The organism is Bacillus sp. FJAT-27251 (assembly GCF_001273925.1).
GTDB lineage: Bacteria > Bacillota > Bacilli > Bacillales > Cytobacillaceae > Mesobacillus_B.
The window spans coordinates 223,637-243,061 of the sequence record NZ_LIGG01000001.1 but is presented as its reverse complement, the minus strand read 5'-3'; the positions used below and the strand labels follow the sequence as shown (position 1 = coordinate 243,061).

At 49.0% G+C, this 19,425-nt stretch carries 18 protein-coding genes; 16 read left to right on the top strand and 2 right to left on the bottom strand.

Annotation, left to right across the window (positions count from 1 at the left end; all coding sequences use genetic code 11):
- Nucleotides 1-73 precede the first annotated feature (73 nt).
- The 4 genes from ADU22_RS01200 (at nucleotide 74) to ADU22_RS01185 (ending at nucleotide 3,716) form a co-directional block, all read left to right on the top strand.
- The gene (locus tag ADU22_RS01200) at nucleotides 74-889 is read left to right on the top strand and encodes a metallophosphoesterase (RefSeq protein WP_053360519.1); all 816 of its coding nucleotides are present in this window, start codon (nucleotides 74-76) and stop codon (nucleotides 887-889) included.
- Between the two features lie 127 nt (nucleotides 890-1,016).
- On the top strand, nucleotides 1,017-1,955 hold the full coding sequence (locus ADU22_RS01195) for a ring-cleaving dioxygenase (protein ID WP_053360518.1): 939 nt from the start codon (nucleotides 1,017-1,019) through the stop codon (nucleotides 1,953-1,955).
- 45 nt (nucleotides 1,956-2,000) lie between these two features.
- A complete protein-coding gene (locus ADU22_RS01190) occupies nucleotides 2,001-2,609 on the top strand; it encodes an alpha/beta hydrolase (RefSeq protein WP_053360517.1) in 609 nt (202 codons plus the stop codon).
- A 93-nt stretch (nucleotides 2,610-2,702) separates the two neighbouring features.
- A complete protein-coding gene (locus tag ADU22_RS01185) occupies nucleotides 2,703-3,716 on the top strand; it encodes a DUF418 domain-containing protein (protein ID WP_053360516.1) in 1,014 nt (337 codons plus the stop codon).
- 14 nt (nucleotides 3,717-3,730) lie between these two features.
- Here the strand turns inward: ADU22_RS01185 and ADU22_RS01180 are convergent, their stop codons facing one another.
- Nucleotides 3,731-4,141, bottom strand: coding sequence for a VOC family protein (locus tag ADU22_RS01180; protein ID WP_053360515.1), 411 nt, complete (start codon nucleotides 4,139-4,141; stop codon nucleotides 3,731-3,733).
- A 362-nt stretch (nucleotides 4,142-4,503) separates the two neighbouring features.
- On the opposite strand from ADU22_RS01180, the gene ADU22_RS01175 reads away from it, so the two are divergent.
- From ADU22_RS01175 to ADU22_RS01130, 10 genes are all read left to right on the top strand, one after another.
- On the top strand, nucleotides 4,504-4,959 hold the full coding sequence (locus tag ADU22_RS01175) for a MarR family winged helix-turn-helix transcriptional regulator (protein ID WP_053360514.1): 456 nt from the start codon (nucleotides 4,504-4,506) through the stop codon (nucleotides 4,957-4,959).
- 3 nt (nucleotides 4,960-4,962) lie between these two features.
- Entirely contained in the window at nucleotides 4,963-8,085 is a 3,123-nt protein-coding gene (locus ADU22_RS01170) for an MMPL family transporter (protein ID WP_053360513.1), read from the top strand.
- Between the two features lie 402 nt (nucleotides 8,086-8,487).
- Complete coding sequence (locus ADU22_RS01165; protein WP_231687821.1) at nucleotides 8,488-9,753, top strand: YeeE/YedE family protein; 1,266 nt, start codon at nucleotides 8,488-8,490, stop codon at nucleotides 9,751-9,753.
- Nucleotides 9,754-10,241: 488 nt separating this feature from the next.
- Entirely contained in the window at nucleotides 10,242-11,420 is a 1,179-nt protein-coding gene (locus ADU22_RS01160; protein WP_053360512.1) for a glycerate kinase family protein, read from the top strand.
- On the top strand, nucleotides 11,417-12,901 hold the full coding sequence (locus tag ADU22_RS01155) for an SLC13 family permease (RefSeq protein WP_053360511.1): 1,485 nt from the start codon (nucleotides 11,417-11,419) through the stop codon (nucleotides 12,899-12,901). The genes ADU22_RS01160 and ADU22_RS01155 overlap by 4 nt, the downstream gene beginning before the upstream one ends.
- 100 nt (nucleotides 12,902-13,001) lie before the next feature.
- A complete protein-coding gene (locus ADU22_RS01150; protein ID WP_053360510.1) occupies nucleotides 13,002-13,703 on the top strand; it encodes a response regulator transcription factor in 702 nt (233 codons plus the stop codon).
- The gene (locus ADU22_RS01145) at nucleotides 13,700-15,055 is read left to right on the top strand and encodes a sensor histidine kinase (protein WP_053360509.1); all 1,356 of its coding nucleotides are present in this window, start codon (nucleotides 13,700-13,702) and stop codon (nucleotides 15,053-15,055) included. Before ADU22_RS01150 ends, ADU22_RS01145 begins: the two co-directional genes overlap by 4 nt.
- 58 nt (nucleotides 15,056-15,113) lie before the next feature.
- Nucleotides 15,114-15,695: a PepSY domain-containing protein gene (locus tag ADU22_RS01140; protein ID WP_069188029.1), complete on the top strand. Its 582-nt coding sequence runs from the start codon at nucleotides 15,114-15,116 to the stop codon at nucleotides 15,693-15,695.
- A gap of 99 nt (nucleotides 15,696-15,794) precedes the next feature.
- Nucleotides 15,795-16,388: a PepSY domain-containing protein gene (locus ADU22_RS01135; RefSeq protein ID WP_053360507.1), complete on the top strand. Its 594-nt coding sequence runs from the start codon at nucleotides 15,795-15,797 to the stop codon at nucleotides 16,386-16,388.
- Nucleotides 16,389-16,460: 72 nt separating this feature from the next.
- Nucleotides 16,461-17,447 carry a Gfo/Idh/MocA family protein gene (locus tag ADU22_RS01130; RefSeq protein ID WP_053360506.1) on the top strand — a complete coding sequence of 329 codons (987 nt, stop codon included), beginning with the start codon at nucleotides 16,461-16,463 and terminating at the stop codon, nucleotides 17,445-17,447.
- 30 nt (nucleotides 17,448-17,477) lie between these two features.
- On the opposite strand, the gene ADU22_RS01125 is transcribed toward ADU22_RS01130, so the two are convergent.
- Complete coding sequence (locus ADU22_RS01125) at nucleotides 17,478-18,617, bottom strand: zinc-dependent alcohol dehydrogenase (protein ID WP_053360505.1); 1,140 nt, start codon at nucleotides 18,615-18,617, stop codon at nucleotides 17,478-17,480.
- A gap of 163 nt (nucleotides 18,618-18,780) precedes the next feature.
- Here ADU22_RS01125 and ADU22_RS01120 point away from each other — a divergent pair, with 163 nt between their 5' ends.
- Nucleotides 18,781-19,053: a ubiquitin-like small modifier protein 1 gene (locus tag ADU22_RS01120; protein WP_053360504.1), complete on the top strand. Its 273-nt coding sequence runs from the start codon at nucleotides 18,781-18,783 to the stop codon at nucleotides 19,051-19,053.
- Between the two features lie 2 nt (nucleotides 19,054-19,055).
- A complete protein-coding gene (locus ADU22_RS01115) occupies nucleotides 19,056-19,328 on the top strand; it encodes a MoaD-like domain-containing protein (RefSeq protein ID WP_053360503.1) in 273 nt (90 codons plus the stop codon).
- The last annotated feature ends 97 nt before the right edge of the window (nucleotides 19,329-19,425 follow it).

Sequence of the window (19,425 nt, the reverse complement as noted above, 5' to 3'; positions counted from 1 at the left end):
TCAATTCCCACCAACTCCCACTGTTTTACTTCCCTCCTTCCTATTATAATGGACAGGGAGGAGGGATAGTGCTATGGACCTATTTCTAATGCTGGTTTTAGCTGCTTTTGTTGTTTGGGCATTTATTAGAGCCAATAAAAACACTCGAGAAGTAAATATCAATACTATTTCAGTTTCCCGTCCCAATCTTGAACTTTCCGACAGGCATTTAAACGTGCTTCATCTGTCAGACTTGCATCTTGAAAATATTTCAATTAATCCCGACGAGTTATATAAATTGGTATCAAAGCAGCCCGTTGATCTGATCGCCCTCACTGGTGACTTCCTTGACCGCAAGCGGAGCATCCCTAAATTGGAGGCCTACCTTCAGGTGCTTCAGAAGCTGAATCCTAAATACGGAATGTATGCCGTCTTTGGTAATCATGATTATGTTTTAAAAGGCCAAAACTTTGAAACTTTGAAAAAGACGCTGCAGGACAACGGCTGCATGACGCTTCAAAACGAGCATCACACCATTCAGGTCAATGGGGAGAGCCTGAACATCATCGGCATCGATAATTACAGCACAAAGCACAGCGATGTGAAAAAGGCGTATCAGGATCTTCCTGCCGGGTATAACCTGGTTTTGACCCATGACCCGAATGTTGTCCTCGACATGGAGGGAGTCCATTACGATTACTTGCTGTCAGGCCATTTCCACGGCGGCCAGATTCATTGGCCGAAGCCTTATCACTTGGTCAAGATGGGCAAACTTGTCTCCATGAATATGGTGAAAGGACTGCACTACCATGGCGGAAAGCCCTTTTATATCAGCGAAGGACTCGGGCAGACCGGCGTCAATATCCGGATTGGAAGCCGTCCTGAAATCACCTATCATGAAATTTCCTAAAACCTTGCCAGGATGGCTAGGTTTTTTATATAAAAATATCTTGAAGTAAAGATTCTTGATGGAAGAGTGAATATATGGTACATATTAAATAAACACTATTAAAAACTACGCGAACAGGAGCAATTAAATGGCGAAAAAAACAAAAGGCATTCACCATATCACTGCGATTGTAGGCCATCCCCAGGAGAATGTTGACTTCTATGCGGGTGTATTGGGACTGAGAATGGTTAAAAAAACGGTCAACTTTGATGACCCGGGAACCTACCATTTTTATTTTGGCAATGAAGGAGGAGAGCCGGGCACCATCATTACCTTTTTTCCGTGGGCGGGGGCCCACCAGGGCAGGATAGGGGATGGGCAGGTAGAAACCACCGCATATGCCGTACCTCCCGGGGCGCTGTCTTTTTGGGAAAACAGGCTAAAGCAGTTTGATATTCCATACACAAAAAAAGAGAGGTTTGGCGAGCAGGCTATTGCCTTTGAGGACCCGCATGGCTTGAAGCTCGAGCTTGTGGAGAGGGAAGGGGGAAGCCCTAACACATGGGAGTTCGCCGGTATTACTCCCGATGTGGGAATCAAGGGGTTTGCAGGAGCAACGCTGCTCTCGGGACTGCCATATAAAACGGCTGAACTGCTTGAGATAATGGGACTTGAAAAAGTGGGCGATGAAGGAGAGTTTACCCGCTTCTCTTCAAGCGACGAGATTGGCAATATCATTGATCTGAAAAAAGCGCCGAGCGGCATCAAAGGCTCCATGGGGGTCGGGACTGTGCACCATATCGCCTGGCGGGCTGAAGATGACGAAGACCAGCTTGACTGGAAAAGCTATATTGAAAGCAATGGATTTGGCGTCACGCCTGTCCAGGACAGAAGCTATTTTACTTCGATTTATTTCCGCGAGTACGGAGACATTCTGTTTGAAATCGCAACCGACCCCCCTGGATTTGCCCATGATGAACCAGTGGAAAGCCTGGGCACGGAATTGAAATTGCCTGAACAATACGAGCAATACCGTTCAAGGCTTCAGAAGATCCTGATTCCTGTTGAAGTCAGGGAATTGAAGTAATCGAAAGGTAAAAAATGAGCTCAGACCCAATAAGGAGGAGAAACAATGAAACACATCTATAAAAAAGGACAGGACCCATCAAGGCCAACATTGCTTTTGCTGCATGGAACGGGAGGGGATGAACAGGACCTGCTTCCGCTGGCAGAGAGAATCGACCCAAATGCGTCTGTATTAAGTGTGCGCGGAAATGTGCTTGAGAATGGCATGCCCCGGTTTTTTAGAAGGCTGGCGGAAGGCGTGTTTGATGAAGAAGACCTTGTTTTCCGTACAAAAGAACTGAACGAGTTTCTTGATGAGGCTGCAGCACAGTATGGCTTTGACCGGGGCAGCCTGGTGGCAGTGGGGTACTCAAATGGAGCCAATATTGCAGGAAGCCTGCTGTTCCATTATCAGGATGCGCTCAAAGCAGCAATCCTTCATCACCCGATGGTGCCGCGACGTGGGATTGAGCTGCCGGATTTAGCGGGCACATCCACCTTTATCGGAGCAGGTACCAACGATCCAATCTGCCCGCCTGAGGAATCGCGTGAACTTGGCGGCCTGCTGGAAAAAGCAGGCGCAAGCGTTGAACTGCACTGGGAAAGCTTCGGCCACCAGCTGACACTGCAGGAAGTGGAAGCCGCCGCAAAATGGTACAGGTCGCTCCCGCTTTAGCCATAACAGAAAACCCCAAAGATTTTATGGGAATCTTACCAGGCACTCCTTTATAATTAAGGGGTGCTTTTTCAATGGAAAGGAGAGAACCAGATGCATCCTCCTGATACTAAACGAATCGAAGCGCTGGATTTCATGAGGGGATTTGCGCTCCTGGGCATCATCCTGGTGAATATCCTGCCGCTTCTTCATATTGGACTTCCAGTAACAGCGGCGGAGGCTTCCTATTGGAAGTTTTTATACCTGTTCATTGAGGGCCGGTTCTTTACCATCTTCTCCTTTTTATTTGGAGTGGGATTCTATTTATTCATCACCAAGGCCAACCAAAAAGGAAGAAATGGGCTGCTTTTGTTTTTGCGAAGGATTTTCGTGATGTTTCTTATCGGCCTCATTCATTTTCGGTTCCACCCCGGCGAAGCCTTGACGGTGTACGCCATAAGCGGTCTTCTGGTACTGCCCTTTTACCGCCTTAAAAAAGAGACCAACCTGATTATTGCGCTATCTTTGCTGGCGGGTTTCAGCTGGATGGCTATCAAGCCGCTGCTGCCAATTGCGCTGATTCTCCTCGGGTTCGCAGCCGGGCAGTTCCGCCTGTTTGAAAATCTGGCAGCCAAACGGAAGCCGGTCGCTATTTTCACTGCCGTCATGGGGGCATTAAGCCTGCTTGCGATTGGCTATCAAAACAGCCTCGCGCCAGCTCTGGGGAACGGAGGAGTTCCGGGAATGGATTTTTACCCATTCTTCCATGCGGGCATTATGGTGGGGCCGGTCGTATCGGCTTTTTATGCAGGCTCACTGATCCTGCTTATACAACTGCCATTATTTAATAAGCTGCTGTCACCTTTGAAACACTACGGAAGGATGGCGCTGACCAATTACCTGGCACAAACAGCTTTGATCATTGCGGCAGGACGCTTTTTCGGCCAGCTTACCCTCATTGAATCCCTGTTTGTCTGCTTAGCCATCTATGCACTGCAGATGCTGTTCAGCTGGATTTGGCTCCGCTATTTTCTCTTCGGGCCGCTGGAGTGGCTCTGGCGGGCAGCAACCTATCTACAGCTTCCGCCATTAAGAAGGAAGCCTGTTTCCGAAACGCAAAAAAGCTGACTCGAATCCCTGAGTCAGCTTTTTTGATAATTCAAATCCCATACTACTCCGAAGCTATCCTGTACCTTCGCGAATCTGGCTCCCCAGAACGTATCCTGAAGCTCCATGACTGTTTTTCCATTCTGGCGAAGCTTTTCATATATGCTCTCAATTTCCTGGTCGCTTTCAAGTTCGATGGCAAGCGAGATATTGCTGCCTATGGCGACCGACTGGCCTGGAAAGCCGTCAGAGAAGAGGATCTCCAAGCCGCCTTTTTTCAGCTGGGCGTACATGATCAGTTCAGACGCTTCCGGCGGTGTCGGGTAATCGGCTTCTCCATAGGTCTGGACACGGACAATTTCCGCCCCGAACAGCTCCTGGTAAAAATGCAGCGCCTCTTTCGCTTTGCCTTCAAATACAAGGTACGGTGTAACTTGATCTCTCATGGTTCCCACTCCTTTATAATGTCCCGGTCATACCTTTAAAAGGGTGAACAGAAACACGATAAAACATACCCTGATACATAAAAATAAAAATAAAAAGGACGCCCATAAAAGGCGTCCTTGCGTATTGGGGCGGCGGGCTGCACGCCACATCGTGCATTTCCCGGAGGAGTGCCCGCCGACTTATCCAACTCAGCTCATCGCTTTACTACTATACCATTCTTGGACCAGTCATGGCAAGCCCCAACATTTCCCTTCAAAATATGAACTTGACATCAGCTTTTTATCGGTATATAGTTTAACTCGTTAATAGTTCAACTGTTGAACTGTTTTAGTGTTGAATTAATATTTCGAGGTGAAAAGGCATGCCCGACAACAACATAAATGAACTTGTAAACCGCTTTATTGCCGTGCAGTTCTCGGTCACTAAAAAAGCGGAATCTTTCATTAAGGAAGAAATCAGCAGCGACCTGACCAATGACCAGCATTATACCTTAAGGTACATCCATAATATCGGCTCCTGTACCTCATCCGATTTGGCGGAAGAGTTTGAAGTGAATAAAAGTGCGATTACCGCGATTATCAATCGTCTGTTCGAAAGAGGGCTGATTCAGCGGACGCGTGATGAAAAGGACCGCCGGGTAGTCTACCTTGCCTTGACACCTAAAGGCAAAGAGCTGTTCCTTAAAACGGAGGAACGGATTGCCAACCTGGTTGAATCCTTCATAACAAGCTTTGAACAGGAAGAAATCGAGCAATTTATCAACACCTATGAAAAGCTGAACCAAATTTTGATTGATAAAAAACAACTGGGGGAATAGAAAGTGAGTGCAATTATCAAACATAAATGGCTTGTGATTATTGCCTGGATCCTGGCTGTCGCAGGCCTGTTCATGGCTGCGCCGAATATGGCGGACCTTGTGCGTGAAAAAGGCCAGATCACGGTGCCGGAAGGATATTCCTCCCAGCTGGCCACGCAAATCATGAATGATGTCCAGTCACAGGACGGAAGCGAAGACCAGGGGCAGGCTGCTCTTGTCTTTCACAATGAAAAGAAGTTGACTGAGGCTGAAATAAAGGAGGCTGAAAAGGCGGTCCGCTCCCTCGAGCAGGATAAGGAGCTGGGCGTTACCGAGGTCCTGACGCATTTTAACGATGAAAGCCTCAAGGATCAGCTCGTTTCGGAAGACGGAAAATCGATTCTCGTATCGGTCTCCTTCAATTGGCAGGACCGGGAACCGGCTGAAGTGAGCGAAGCATTGTATCGGGCGACCGAAAATGCAAAAGTGGACCACTACTTTACAAGCGAATGGATGATCAGTGAAGCATTGATCACCAGCTCGCAGGAAGGCTTGAAAAAGACGGAAGGTATTACCGTCGTTTTCATTCTTATCGTTCTTCTCCTCGTGTTCCGCTCGGTTGTAGCGCCGGTCATCCCGCTGCTGACGGTTGGATTCAGCTATCTTGCTTCCMAGTCCATTGTGGGCATGCTGGTGGACTCATTCAATTTTCCATTGTCCAACTATACGCAAATCTTCCTGGTGGCAGTCCTGTTTGGAATTGGAACGGATTACTGCATCCTGCTCCTAAGCCGTTTTAAAGAAGAGCTTGGGCAGACAGAAAGCGTAAGCGATGCGATTATCGAAACATACCGGAATGCCGGACGCACCGTGTTTTTCAGTGGTGTCGCCGTAATGATCGGCTTTGCGGCGATTGGATTTTCGCAGTTTATCCTCTATCAGTCTGCTGCGGCGGTTGCGATTGGAGTCGCCATCCTATTGGCAGCATTGTTTACGATTGTGCCCTTTTTCATGGCGGTGCTTGGAACGAAATTGTTCTGGCCTTCCAAAAAGTCGGCAGAGCATGGGGAAAGCCGGATTTGGGGCACTGTTGGCCGCTTCTCACTCGCGCGTCCGTTCCTGTCGCTCCTGATTGTTGGTGCTGTGTGTCTGCCATTCCTGGCCGTTTATGATGGGGAACTTTCCTATAATTCACTGGAAGAAGTATCGGCAGACTATCAGGCCATCAAAGCTTTCAATGCCATTTCCGGCAGCTTTGGACCGGGCCAGTCGATGCCAACGCAAATCGTCCTTAAAAATGATGATGAAATGAATACAGCAGAATATATCAGTCTTGCAGAAAAAATCAGCCAGGAGCTGGAAAAGGTAGACCTGGTCGACAGTGTCCGATCTGTAACAAGGCCGACCGGTGAGCCGATTGAAGACCTATATATAGCAAAACAGGCAGAAACTCTTGAATCCGGTCTCGGCGAAGGAAAAGACGGATTGAAACAAATCAGTGAAGGCTTGCAAGAGGCGGGAAGCGAGCTGGCGAAGTCGGAGCCGGAACTCGAAGGCGCTGTCGACGGCATCAGCCAGCTAGTAGCCGGAACATCTGAACTTCAGTCCGGTCTTGGTGAAATCCAGACCAATCTGGCTAAAATAGAAGAAGGCATCCGCCAAGGCTCCATGGGTTCAGATCAGATAAAAGCCGGGCTTGAAGAAGCTAAGGCAGGTGCACAAGAATTGCTGGCTGGATATCAGGAACTGCTGGCTGGCTATGAAAAGATGGAAGGGACGCTGGCTCTCCTCAGCGGTGAATATCAAAAGGTGGGAGTTGGCCTTGAGCAGCTGTCTGCAGGCATGAACCAAATCCAGAATGAATATTTCCTTTATCTTGAAGGGAAATATGCAGGGCTGGCAGATGAACAGGCCTACCAGGGCATCAAAGGTGCGGTGCAGGCAGCCCAGCAGGAACTTCCAAAGCTCTCTGCGGGGGTAAACGAATTAAATGGCGGCCTTGCCCAAATTAATGGCGGCATGGCAGAGGCCAATGCGGGATTCAAGCAGGCAATCGGCGGCCAAAGCTCGATGGCTGCAGGCTTGCAGGCTCTCATTGATGGGGTGGAAGCCCAGCAGGAAGGATTAAATCAGCTTGCAGACGGACAGGGACAGATTGTCCGCAATATGCCGAAGCTGAGCAGCGGCCTTGGCGGAATCCATGATGGCCAGCAGCAGCTATTGGCCGGCTTCGGCAGCCTGGGAGGACAGCTTTCCCAGTTGACCGACGGCCTGGAGCAGAGCGCCGAGGGGCTTAACAAGGTTTCCGACGGTCTCGGCTCCGCCCAGGATTATTTGGGAGGATTGTCTTCTGCGGAAACGAACAGCTTTTACCTGCCGCAAGAGGTATTGGAAAGCAAGGACTTTGAACAGGCGCTTGATGCCTATATGTCAGAGGACCATAAAGTGATGACGCTGGATGTCGTTTTTAAAGCAAATCCTTACTCCAATGAGGCCATCGCCCAGATGGACGAAATCAAAGCGGCGGTTGACCGGGCCGTAAAAGATACAAAGCTTGAAAATGCCGATGTGGCGGTCGGGGGCATCACGAGTGTCAATGCCGACCTTGATACGATGTCCGGCCAGGATTATACAAGAACGGTCATCCTGATGCTTGTCGGAATCTCGATTGTCCTTGTCTTCCTGTTCCGTTCGATCATCATGCCTGTCTATCTGATAGGTTCATTGATTTTGACCTATTACACGTCGATGGCGATCAATGAAATGATTTTTGTCAACATCCTTGGTTATACAGGAATCAGCTGGGCCGTGCCATTCTTTGCCTTTGTCATCCTGGTGGCTCTAGGCGTGGACTACAGCATCTTCCTGATGGACCGATTCAATGAATATAAAAATCTTGAAATCTCTGAAGCAATGCTGATGGCAATGAAGAAAATGGGGACCGTCATTATTTCGGCTGCGGTAATTCTTGGAGGAACGTTTGCGGCGATGATGCCATCAGGCATGCTCTCGCTCCTTCAGATCGCTTCCATTGTCCTTGTTGGCTTGTTCCTGTACAGCATGGTGATGCTGCCACTGTTTGTCCCAGTCATGGTGAAGAACTTTGGCGCTGCCAACTGGTGGCCGTTCAAGCGGCCGGAGGCTTAGAATAAAGAAACTGCCGGGTGAGCTGAACTGTGCCCGGCAGTTTTTTTATTGGCAAGGTGCATCAAAGCCTAATTTTTGCTGGGGGTCGGGAAAAAAGGTATTGAGAGGCCTCATTAGTGCCCGAAATCAGCTGAAGGTCAGGAAAAAAGGTCCTGAGAGTCCTTGTCAGAGCCTGAAATCTGCTTTGAGGTAAAAGGCATTGAGATATCTTCAAGACCTGAATTTTCCTTCCGGCACGGGAAAAGGGCCTTAAGAACCCAACATCCATCCCAACCCGCAAATGCATGTCTTTCCAAGATTTTACTCGGTTGCCCTTCCCCTATATAAGGTTTACAAACATCCTAAATTACTATACTATAAATATTTTCCGACTATATTAATAAGAAAAGAAGGCGAAGTTAGATGTCACAACCTGCAGCGGCTAATATGCCGAACCAGCCTAGCTGGGATAACAAATCGACAACGGTGGTTGCCGAGCTGAAGCCCGTCCAAAAACCTTTGGTCCTCATTGGGGTATTGGCGTCTATTATTTTATATATCAGTATTGTGGCGGCGGCCAGCTGGACTCAGGGAACTTTGTTCATCATTGGGCTCGCGCTCGGTGCAACGCTTTTGCACGCCCGCTTTGGGTTCACTTCCGCTTTCAGGCGTCTCGTCTCAGTGGGAAATGTCCAGGGCTTGCAGGCCCATATGCTGATGCTCGCGGTCGCGACCACTTTATTTGCCATCATTTTAGGCACTGGTTTCAGTTTTACTGGTGTTGAGCCAAAAGGGTATGTTTCACCTGTTGGCGTCGGCGTCCTTTTTGGTGCGTTCATTTTTGGGGTTGGGATGCAGCTTGGAAATGGCTGTGCTTCCGGGACTCTTTATTCGGTAGGCGGAGGATCTTCCTCCATGATTCTGACCTTGATTTCCTTTATCGCCGGTTCGCTTCTCGGAGCTTACCACTTTGCGTTTTGGATGGAGGAGACACCTGCCCTGCCGCCGCTTTCGCTTGCCGATTCGACAGGCTTGGGCTATTTTGGCGCATGGGCGGTACAGCTTGGGCTGTTTGCCCTGATTTATTGGATCACGGTTCAAATCGCTAAAAAGAAGAACCCTCCAATGATGAAGCCCCTGCCAACGACGGCTGGATGGAAGAAGGTATTTCGGGGCGCCTGGCCATTGTTTGCCGCCGCGATTGTCCTCGCTCTGCTCAATGCATTGACGCTGGCGGTCCGCGGAACTCCGTGGGGAATTACATCCGCTTTTGCCCTCTGGGGAGGAAAAGCGATGATGGCAATGGGCGTGGATGTTTCAACCTGGGGCTATTTCTCGGGGGCGAACGGCGCAGCGCTTACGAATACGGTCCTTGCCGATTCAACGAGTGTCATGAACTTTGGCATCATGTTGGGAGCATTCATTTCGGCGGCTGCCCAGGGAACGTTCAAGCCTGGAAAAATTAAGCCTGGTGTGGCGGGAGCTGCCATTGTCGGCGGTTTGATGATGGGCTATGGTGCAAGACTTGCCTTTGGCTGCAACATCGGTGCCTACTTTGGCGGAATTGCCTCCTTCAGCCTGCATGGCTGGGTATGGGCAGTGATGGCGATGCTGGGCACATTCCTTGCCTTGTTCATCCGGCCTCTGTTTGGTTTGAAAAACCCGAAGCCAAACGACTCCGTCTGCTAAAACCAGATACAAAAAGCCTCCGCGATTTGCGGAGGCTTTTTTGATGCTTAAAAAACCTTCATTGGCGCAAAAACGGGAAGCCACTGACGGAAAATTAAGCCAATAGCCTTTATTAGCGTAAAAATAAAGAGGCTGATAGGGGAGAATTGCGCCAATAGCCTTCATTAGCGTAAAAACGAGAAGCCAACGGTGAAAACTTGCGTTAATACCCTTCATTAGCGCAAAAAACCAGTAGCCAATGGCAAAAACTTGCGTCAATAGCCTTCATTAACAAAAAAATTAAGGCTACTGGCTGGAAAAATTGCGATAACAACCTTCATTGACGCAAAAATACAGAAGTCGGTGGCAAGAAACTGCGTCAATGAAGATAACTGGAGATGGGATCCTGCTTTTTTCCTTTCTCATCATTTTCTCATTTCCCTTTCATGGTCTTCACTTTTTCTGGAGGTATATTCGGATTAAGCAAAGAGAGACAGGAGGAAGAAAATATGAAAATAGTAATGATTCCATCCGGGTTTAAAGAATCTGTGAGTGCGGACGAGGTGGCAGTGGCGATGGAAAAAGGCATCAGGCGATTTATTCCGGATGCAGAGACTGTTCCTGTGCCGATGATGGATGGCGGAGAGGGTTTTACCAGAGCGATTGTGCAGATAAAAAAGGGAAGACTCGTCAAAAAAGAAGTAACAGGCCCCGTCGGCCAAAAAGTGATGAGCCACTTCGGCGTGTATAAAGAAGGCGGGAAGGTAACAGCTGTGATCGAAATGGCGGCAGCGGCCGGCCTGCGTCTCGTTCCAAGGGACAGGCGCAATCCCTTGTACACGACAACATACGGTGTAGGTGAACTGATAAAAGCAGCGCTGGACTTGAATGTCGACAAAATCCTGATTGGCTGCGGTGATTCAGGCACATCGGATGGAGGGGCGGGAATGGCCCAGGCGCTCGGTGCTCAATTTTTGGATGAGGCAGGCCAGGTAATGGATGTTTGTGGAGGAGGAGATCTTCATCTGGTTCACGGTATCGACCTTTCATCGCTGGACCACCGTCTGAACGATGTAACCGTTGACGCTGCCTGTAACTGGCATAACGTTTTATGCGGGCCCAAAGGGGTAGCGAAGGTATTTGGACCACAGAAGGGGGCTTCTGCCCGCGAAGTGGAAATCCTGTCGCAGGGACTGGAACGGTATGCCTCTATCATAAAAGCCGAACTTGGAAGGGACTTGCGCTTTGAGCCGGGAAGCGGAGCGTCGGGCGGCCTGGGAGCAGGGCTGGCCGCATTTGCAGGTGCAACTCTCCATCCGCGTTTTGATATCATTATGAAATATATCCAGATTGAAAAGCATATCTTCGGTGCCGATCTGGTTTTGACAGCAGAAGGGTGCCTGGATGAACAAACTCCTTATGGGAAAATTCCTTCCCAGGTGGCCAAAGTAGCCAAGKGGATGGGTGTCCCTGTCATTGCCATAGCGGGAACGATTGGAAAAGGAGCCCAAATGAATTACAGGAGCGGCATTGATGCCTATATGAGCATCATCCCAAAGCCGGCCACGCTGGAAATGGCGATGGACAAGGCCTCCTCATGGATTGCCGATTCCGCAGAGGCTGCCATCCGCCATGTGTATATTGGGTATGAAATCGCCGAGAGGAAATATGCGAGGGAGCTGGCATGAATGCATACAGCCGCTTAGAACGATATCAGGCGAATGCCCGGACCTCCAGCGAAGCGAAGCCAAAGACGCCCATCTATGCCCAGCCGCTTGTGATTGCCTTTCTGGCTGTTTGCCTGGTTGCCATTGTCTTTACTCCGGGGCTGCCGTACGAAGGGAAAATCGCCATTCTTGCATTCGGTTTGTCCATGGTGCTGTGGATCGGGACAAAATTCCCGGCTGGATTCGTGGCTCTTGCCGTACTGCTCCTTGTGGTCGTGGTGAAGGGAGCAGAGGCGAGCCTGGTGTATGAATCTTTTTCTGCCGAGGTCGTCTGGCTGATGATGGGGGCTTATATTCTTGGAAAGGCTGTAAGCGTCTCTGGGCTGGCGGAACGGATGACCAAAGCCATTCTTCGACAGGCGAACACTTCCAATAAACTATTTTCCTACACGGTGCTCGCCCTTCAGCCGCTGGCTTTTTTCATTCCGTCCACTTCCGGCCGTGCCGCCATGGTGCTTCCGATTGTAAAAAACCTGGCAGGCCTGCTTAAAAACCAACAGCAAAAAGCGGCCCTGGCAGTTCTTGTCCCTGCTGTCATCCTGATGTCCACTTCGGCTTCCCTAATCGCAGCCGGGTCGCACCTGATCGGGGTGGAATGGCTCAAGAAGTCGACAGGCGAGAGTATCTCCTATTTGCAATGGCTGGCTTGGGGAGCTCCGTTTGCCATTGTGGCAAGTCTAATCACTTTAGTCGTGATTAGGTTGTACTTTCTAAAATCAGGAAGCCAACAGAAGGATGGATTTAAAGAAACAGAAGAGGAGCCTGCCGGAATAACGGAAGAGCATAGTATAAAGGCTCCCTTCAGCGATATGGAAAAAAAGACAATGTATCTCATCGGTGGAGTGGTTCTTTTCTKGGTGACGGAAGGAATTCATGGCTACGATATCGCCTTTGTAACGATGGCGGCTGCCATGCTGCTGATGATTCCGGGTGCGGGGATATTGACCTGGAAACAGGGAATCTCATCTGTTTCCTGGAATTTGATTGTATTCGTGGCAGCGGCGGCTGCACTGGGGACGAACATGATTGAGAGCGGAGCAGTCGATTGGATCAGCGGTCATGTCTTCGGATCGCTGTCATTGCTCCAGAATGCTCCCGAATGGCTGGCAGTTATTCTTTTATGCCTGATTTCCGTCACTTCCCATCTATATATTCCTTCCCATACGACAAGGGCGGTCGTCATGGTGCCGGGACTGCTCCTTTTAAGCAGAACATTGGGATTGAACCCTCCGGCGGTTTTGTTCCTAAGTCTGGTAGGAATGAACTACTGCCTGACATTCCCGGTGAGTTCGAAGGCTTTACTCGTTTTTTATGAGGACGAGGACCTTGCCTATGACGCAAACGACCTGCTGAAATTAAGCATGATTCTAATGCCGGTGTACGCATTGCTGATGCTTGCATTTTACTTCACCTATTGGAAGCTTACGGGCCTGCAGCTGTAGCCTGCTGTGAAAGGGGGGGCTTTGAGAAGGAGAACAATGCCTGCCCTTGCCCCCGGCATATGCTAAAATAGCGGTAAAAGATACGAATGAGGGGAAATGCATGGATAAACCGAGAATCCTGATTGTCGAAGATGAAGAAAAGATTGCCCGTGTTCTGGAGCTTGAACTGACTTATGAAGGATATGAGGTGGGAAAGGCATTTGATGGCCTTGAAGGCTTCAAAAGGTTTCAGGAGCAGTCCTGGGACCTTATTTTGCTCGATATCATGCTGCCGGGAATAAGCGGGATTGAGGTGCTGCGCCGGATCCGCTCCCAGGGTGACGACACAGCCATAATCATGCTGACGGCCAAGGATTCCGTCGAAGATAAGGTATCCGGCCTCGACCTTGGGGCTAATGATTATATTACCAAGCCATTCAAGATTGAGGAACTGCTGGCGCGCGTCCGCGCTTGCCTGCGGGTCAGCCGTAAAAAGGAGGCACCAGCCTGGGCAGGGCAGGACTGGGTGACAGTTGGCGCATTGTCCTTGAATGAAGCTACCCGTGAAGTGAGATGCAAAGAAGACTATATTGAATTGACGCCTCGCGAATTCGATTTGCTAGCCCACATGATGAAGCACCCGAGACAGGTCATGAACCGGGAACAGCTGCTGAATAGTGTATGGGGCTACGATTATTACGGAGATACGAATGTAGTAGATGTCTATATCCGCTATCTGCGCAATAAAATCGACAAACCGTATGGAACCCAGCTCATCCATACGGTCCGCGGTGTCGGCTATGTTGTAAAGGAGGCAAAATGAAGCTCAGGCACAGAGTCAACCTCTATACAGCCGCGATGTTTATTGTGCTGCTGGTCATCATAACTTTTTCTATCTATTCGGTGTTCAGCCGGACGATGATGAATAATGAATTGGAGCGGATGGCGGGAGAAGCCCTGCAGGCCATTGATGGTGTAAACAAGGCCGATGGCATTCCCCTGGATGATGTGCTGCGCTCCTATGTACCCGTCAATGGCATGCTGCAGATTGTCAAGGCCGATGGCAAACCTCGCGCTGCCGCAGCAAATCCTGATCTTTATAGCCTGCGCAGCCTTCCGGTGGATTTTTATCAAAAAGAAGTAAGAGAAATCAAGGAACATAATGGGACTCCTTACGCTTTTGTTTCAATCCCCATTATCTTGAATGACGGAGAAATGGCGGACCTGCAGGCGACAGGGAGCCTTGCCCACACAGCGGATATGCTGCGGAGCCTCAGGCTCGTTCTGATCATTATTACGGTGCTGGCGACCATTCCGGTACTGCTGTCATCTGCGCTTCTCTCAAACTTTATCATCAGGCCGATTGCATCCATGATCAACACCATGAAGGAAATCCGCGAGAGCGGCCAATTTAAGCAGATTCCCCTTCCGAAAAAATCGAAGGATGAACTGTATCAAATGGCAGAGACATTTAACAAGATGATGCATCTTCTCAAGGTCAATTATGAAAAGCAGGGGCAGTTCATCTCAAATGCATCGCATGAACTGAAAACGCCTCTAACCGTTATTGAATCGTATGCTTCCCTTTTACAAAGAAGAGGAAGGCAGCAGCCGGAGCTGTTTGATGAGGCTGTGGAAGCCATTCATTCCGAAGCCATCCGCATGAAGGATTTGACACAGCAGCTGCTCCAGCTTGCCAAACATGAAGACCAGTGGCAGGTTGCCTTGGAGAATGTCAATCTGGCCGCCATTGCCGAAGAGTTGGTGAGGTCGTTTCAAAAAGCCTATAACCGGCAAATTGAACTGAACATCGTGGATCAGCCCATAGTCAGGGCTGATCAGCAAAAGTTCAGGCAGCTGTTTTATATCCTGATGGATAATGCCCGGAAATACAGTGAAGACGTGATTAACGTCAATATTAAAATGGTATCGGAGCACGCTGTTATCGAGATTGCCGACCGCGGAATCGGGATCCCGGCTGGTGATCTGGAAAAAATATATGATCGTTTTTACAGGGTCGATAAGGCGCGTACAAGAAAAACAGGCGGATTCGGGCTGGGGCTGTCACTTGCCAAAGAGATTGCCGAAGCCATGGGGTCTGATATTCAAATTGAGAGCGTGGAATCAGAAGGAACGACCGCAAAAATCATTCTTCCACTGGCGCCTTCTTATTAGTTTCTCATATTGCTCCAGCAGGATGGAAAACAAAGTCAAAAGCACTGAGGTGATTATGATGAACATGAAAATGGTGGGGGCAGCAGCAGTGGCTGTCATTCTTATTGTTGGAGGTTGGCAGCTGTTGAAGCAGATGACTTCAGCACAACCATTGACAGAAGCCGAAGCAGCAGCAAAGGTCGAGGAACTGTATCCAGGCAAGATTGTGGAATTGGGCAAACAGCAGGATCGATATGTAATGGCCATTGATCGTGATGAGGGGATGTATGAGGTAGAAATGGACTCGGTGACCGGGGAAATAGTGAGCATGAAAAGGACGAAAGAACATAAGCCCCCCGAGCCGCAAGGAAATGAACAGGCACCTGAAGAACCATCCCAGCCCGAAAAGGAGCCAGATTCTCCCGAGTCGCCAACAACTAATGAACCATCATCCACAAGCCCTGCCAAACTAATTACCCAGGAAGAGGCAGCTTTCATTGCCCTGAAGCGTTTCGGCGGCGAAATTGACGATGTCGAGCAGGTGGAAAAAGCCGGTATTTCTTTTTACTTGGTGGAAGTTGAAACCGGAGATGACAGGGAAGTAACGGTTGAAATCAATGCCATCTCAGGAGAAATCACCAACCTAGCATGGGAGGACTAGAACTTTCATCCGTTTCTCATCAATTTCTCATTTTCCTGTCACGAAAGCCTCATTTTCGGTGGATATAGTTTAGATATATCGATAAAGGAGGCAGACAAAATGAAACGAAAAGTATTAATCATTGCGAGTGCAGGTTTGGTATTATTGGGAGGAGCTGTTGGGGCAGGTGCATTTGATGACACTGGAAAGGCGGAAAGCCAGGGAATGAAGGAAGACAAAAATATCATTTCCATGAACGAAGCTGAGGAGATTGCCATTAAGGAAGCAGGCGGATCGATCGAAAGCATTGAACTGGAAAAGGACGATGGAAGACTGATCTATGAAATTGAGCTTCGCAGCGAAAATGGGGATGACGATGTGGATGTTGACGTGGATGCGGTGACAGGCGAAGTGCTGAAGGTAGACCGGGATGATGACGATGATGACAAAGGGAATGTGGAAGTGAACAGAGAGGCCAAGGTTGCTGCAGCACCTTCAGATGACAAAAACAAAGCATCGGGACCATCCTATATTACCTCTGAAAGAGCCATTGAAATCGCCACAAAGGAATCGCCAGGAAAGGTCGAGGACCTGGAACTTGATGACGGTGCCTATGAAATTGAAATCAAGGACGGCACCCATGAATATGAGTATAAAATCGATGCAAAGACCGGAATGATTATCGAAAAGGAAATCGACCGGGATGATGATTAGTTTCTAAACTAGCACGGCCCTGTGTCCTCTGCCAAGAGGCGGAGCAAAGGGCCAGATCGAGGAGGAAGCATATTGATTCGCTTTGGAATAGTAGGCACCAACTGGATTACAAAACAATTTATTGAGGCAGCAAAACAGCACCCGGATTTTACCCTTGAAGCAGTCTATTCCCGCACGGAGGAAAAAGCTCGCGAGTTCGCCGGGGAGTACGGGGTGGAAAGAATTTTTACCAGCCTGGAGCAGATGGCACAAAGCAGTGAAATTGATGCTGTCTACATTGCCTCCCCGAACTCCTTCCATGCACGCCAGGCGGTCACCTTCCTTGAAAATCAGAAGCATGTTTTATGCGAAAAGCCGCTGGCCTCCAATGCTGCGGAAGTCAGGCAAATGACATCAGCAGCCAAAAAACATGGAGTAGTGTTAATGGAAGCGATGAAATCGACACTCGTGCCGAACTTCCGGGTGATTGCCGACCATCTGTCCATGATAGGTAAGGTGCGGCGCTATTTCGCAAGCTATTGCCAATATTCTTCCCGGTATGATGCGTATAAAGAAGGGAATGTGCTCAATGCCTTCAAGCCGGAATTCTCCAACGGTTCGTTAATGGACATCGGCACTTACTGTGTGTATCCGCTTGTTGCTTTGTTTGGCAGGCCGGAACGCATCCAGGCATCGGGAATCATCCTAGAAACAGGTGTTGATGGGGAAGGCAGCATTCTTCTTGGCTATAAAGACATGGAGGCAGTGGTTATGTTTTCGAAAATTACCGACTCCTCGCTGCCGTTCGAGATCCAGGGAGAGAACGGCAATATTTCGGCCGACAAGGTGAATGTGCCGGAACAGGTGACCCTTACTATCCGGGGAAAGGCACCAGAGGACCTGACACAGCAGCAGAATCGCAAGCCGTTGTTTTACGAGGTGGAAGAATTCATGTCGCTCATTAAAAACAACCAGCTGGAATCCCGGGTGAACTCGCATGAGAACTCGCTGCTGACAATGGAAATCATCGATGAATGCCGCCGCCAGATGGGCGTTGTCTATCCCGCCGACTCCAAATAAAAAAACGCCCCTCGAGTGGGGCGTTTTTGCTTATGGCTTCAAGATGACCTTAATCACTTCGTCTTCATGGTCATTAAATACCTGATAGGCTTTACTAGCCTGGTCGAGCGGAACTTTGTGGGTGATGATATCGGTTGGATCAATCTCGCCACTTACTACGTAATCATACATCTTTGACATCAGGTTGACGGCAGGAGCCTGTCCCATTTTCACGGTGATATTACGCTCAAAAATGTCTCCAAGCGGGAACATATTGTAAACCGATCCATATACTCCAGTAAGCTGGATGGTCCCAAATTTCCGGACAGCTTCCTTCCCAATCTTAATGGCACTTATAGTGCCGCCTTGAAGCTTCAGCTTTTGCTGGACCTTTTCCGCCACTGATTTTTCCCCGTCCATGCCGACGCAGTCGATCACGACGTCCGCACCGCCACGGGTAATTTCACGAATATATGATCCCATATTTTCATATTCATCAAAATTATAGGTTTCCACATTATTGGTCCGTTTTGCATGCTCCAGACGGTATGGGACATTGTCGACCGCGATCACACGCTTGGCACCCTTGAGCCATGCGAATTTCTGTGTCATCAGGCCGACCGGGCCACAGCCAAGCACGACAACGGTATCGCCTGGCTTTACACCGGCATTCTCGACGCTCCAATAGGATGTCGGCAGAACATCAGAGATGAACAGCAACGACTCATCAGGAAGTTCGGCTGATTCCGGAACCTTCAGAGGCATGAAGTTTCCATAAGGGACTCTCAGCAGTTCAGCCTGTCCTCCAGGATAGTTTCCATAACGCTCTGTAAAGCCAAGGTAGCCGCCGGAATCGACCATATCGTTTGGATTGGAGTTATCACACTGGCTCCCCATATCATGCTCACAATAGAAACAATGGCCGCATCCTACTGTAAAAGGAATAACCACGCGGTCGCCTTTCTTCACCTTGGTCACTTCGGAACCCACATGCTCAACAATCCCCATTGGCTCATGGCCGATCACATATCCAGGATGTGTAGGTAATGCTCCCTGGTAGATATGCAGGTCGGATCCGCAAATGGCCGTAGAGGTAACCCTGATGATAATATCATCATTTTTTTCAATCTTTGGATCGTCGACATTTTTTACTTGTATGTCTTTTGCGCCTTGAAAAGTTACTGCCTTCACATAGTTCCCTCCTTAAAATGAAAGTATTTATCTATTACCCTGTATTTCTTCATGTATGTTCGTAAAAAAGGAGGATTTTTATTTTATGAGAATAAAAGGAAGAGGAAGTGACAAAGCAGCGTTTTCATTTTAAGATTAAAAGAAAAGGCAAGGGGGCGGGAGCATGCAAGTAAGGGTGTTTGCGAATCTTCGCGATATTTGCGGCGGTGTCCAGGTGGAAGTCATACCGGATGGCGACACAGTCATGGATATTCTGAATAAAATGGTCGAGATGTTTCCGGAGATCGAAGGGGAAATATTCACTGCGGAAAAAAAGCTGAAACCGTTTGTGCATGTGTATGTGAATGGGAAGAACATTATCCATATTGAGGATCTGCAGACGAGGGTAAATGAGAGTGACCAGTTTGCCCTGTTTCCGCCGGTGGCAGGGGGCTAAAGATGGTGAGCCGTGAAATGGAGTTCCGTGGAATCAATCTCAGCCATCTCGTCATGTATTTTCAGGAACTCGGAGGAAAACAGGTCACAGAAAGACTGCCACTTATTTATGAAGGGGAAGGATGGAGCGGCGAGATTATCGGCGAGGAGGAAATCACTTTCACACCGGCTTTTAAGGTGAATGCCGTCCAAATCCGCTTCAAGGCGGAAAATGAGGAAATCCTGGAGGAACTCATTGTAAAATATCGCTACAAAACCACGCGGATAGGCGGGTAACACCCAGACTGCCAGCGGGKTCAGTTTTGACTAGAAAGGACTCAGTTTGCTGATTTTCTTCGGTAATGCGAGGAATTCATAGACGGAGAAATTCCGG

What these genes read in the sequence shown, in the direction of transcription:
- ADU22_RS01175 (WP_053360514.1), top strand. Translation starts at nt 4,504, where the DNA reads ATGCCCGACAACAACATAAATGAACTTGTAAACCGCTTTATTGCCGTG.
- ADU22_RS01200 (WP_053360519.1), top strand. Translation starts at nt 74, where the DNA reads ATGGACCTATTTCTAATGCTGGTTTTAGCTGCTTTTGTTGTTTGGGCA.
- ADU22_RS01120 (WP_053360504.1), top strand. Translation starts at nt 18,781, where the DNA reads ATGCAAGTAAGGGTGTTTGCGAATCTTCGCGATATTTGCGGCGGTGTC.
- ADU22_RS01145 (WP_053360509.1), top strand. Translation starts at nt 13,700, where the DNA reads ATGAAGCTCAGGCACAGAGTCAACCTCTATACAGCCGCGATGTTTATT.
- ADU22_RS01150 (WP_053360510.1), top strand. Translation starts at nt 13,002, where the DNA reads ATGGATAAACCGAGAATCCTGATTGTCGAAGATGAAGAAAAGATTGCC.
- ADU22_RS01195 (WP_053360518.1), top strand. Translation starts at nt 1,017, where the DNA reads ATGGCGAAAAAAACAAAAGGCATTCACCATATCACTGCGATTGTAGGC.
- ADU22_RS01190 (WP_053360517.1), top strand. Translation starts at nt 2,001, where the DNA reads ATGAAACACATCTATAAAAAAGGACAGGACCCATCAAGGCCAACATTG.
- ADU22_RS01135 (WP_053360507.1), top strand. Translation starts at nt 15,795, where the DNA reads ATGAAACGAAAAGTATTAATCATTGCGAGTGCAGGTTTGGTATTATTG.
- ADU22_RS01115 (WP_053360503.1), top strand. Translation starts at nt 19,056, where the DNA reads ATGGTGAGCCGTGAAATGGAGTTCCGTGGAATCAATCTCAGCCATCTC.
- ADU22_RS01180 (WP_053360515.1), bottom strand. Translation starts at nt 4,141, where the DNA reads ATGAGAGATCAAGTTACACCGTACCTTGTATTTGAAGGCAAAGCGAAA.
- ADU22_RS01185 (WP_053360516.1), top strand. Translation starts at nt 2,703, where the DNA reads ATGCATCCTCCTGATACTAAACGAATCGAAGCGCTGGATTTCATGAGG.
- ADU22_RS01140 (WP_069188029.1), top strand. Translation starts at nt 15,114, where the DNA reads ATGAACATGAAAATGGTGGGGGCAGCAGCAGTGGCTGTCATTCTTATT.
- ADU22_RS01165 (WP_231687821.1), top strand. Translation starts at nt 8,488, where the DNA reads ATGTCACAACCTGCAGCGGCTAATATGCCGAACCAGCCTAGCTGGGAT.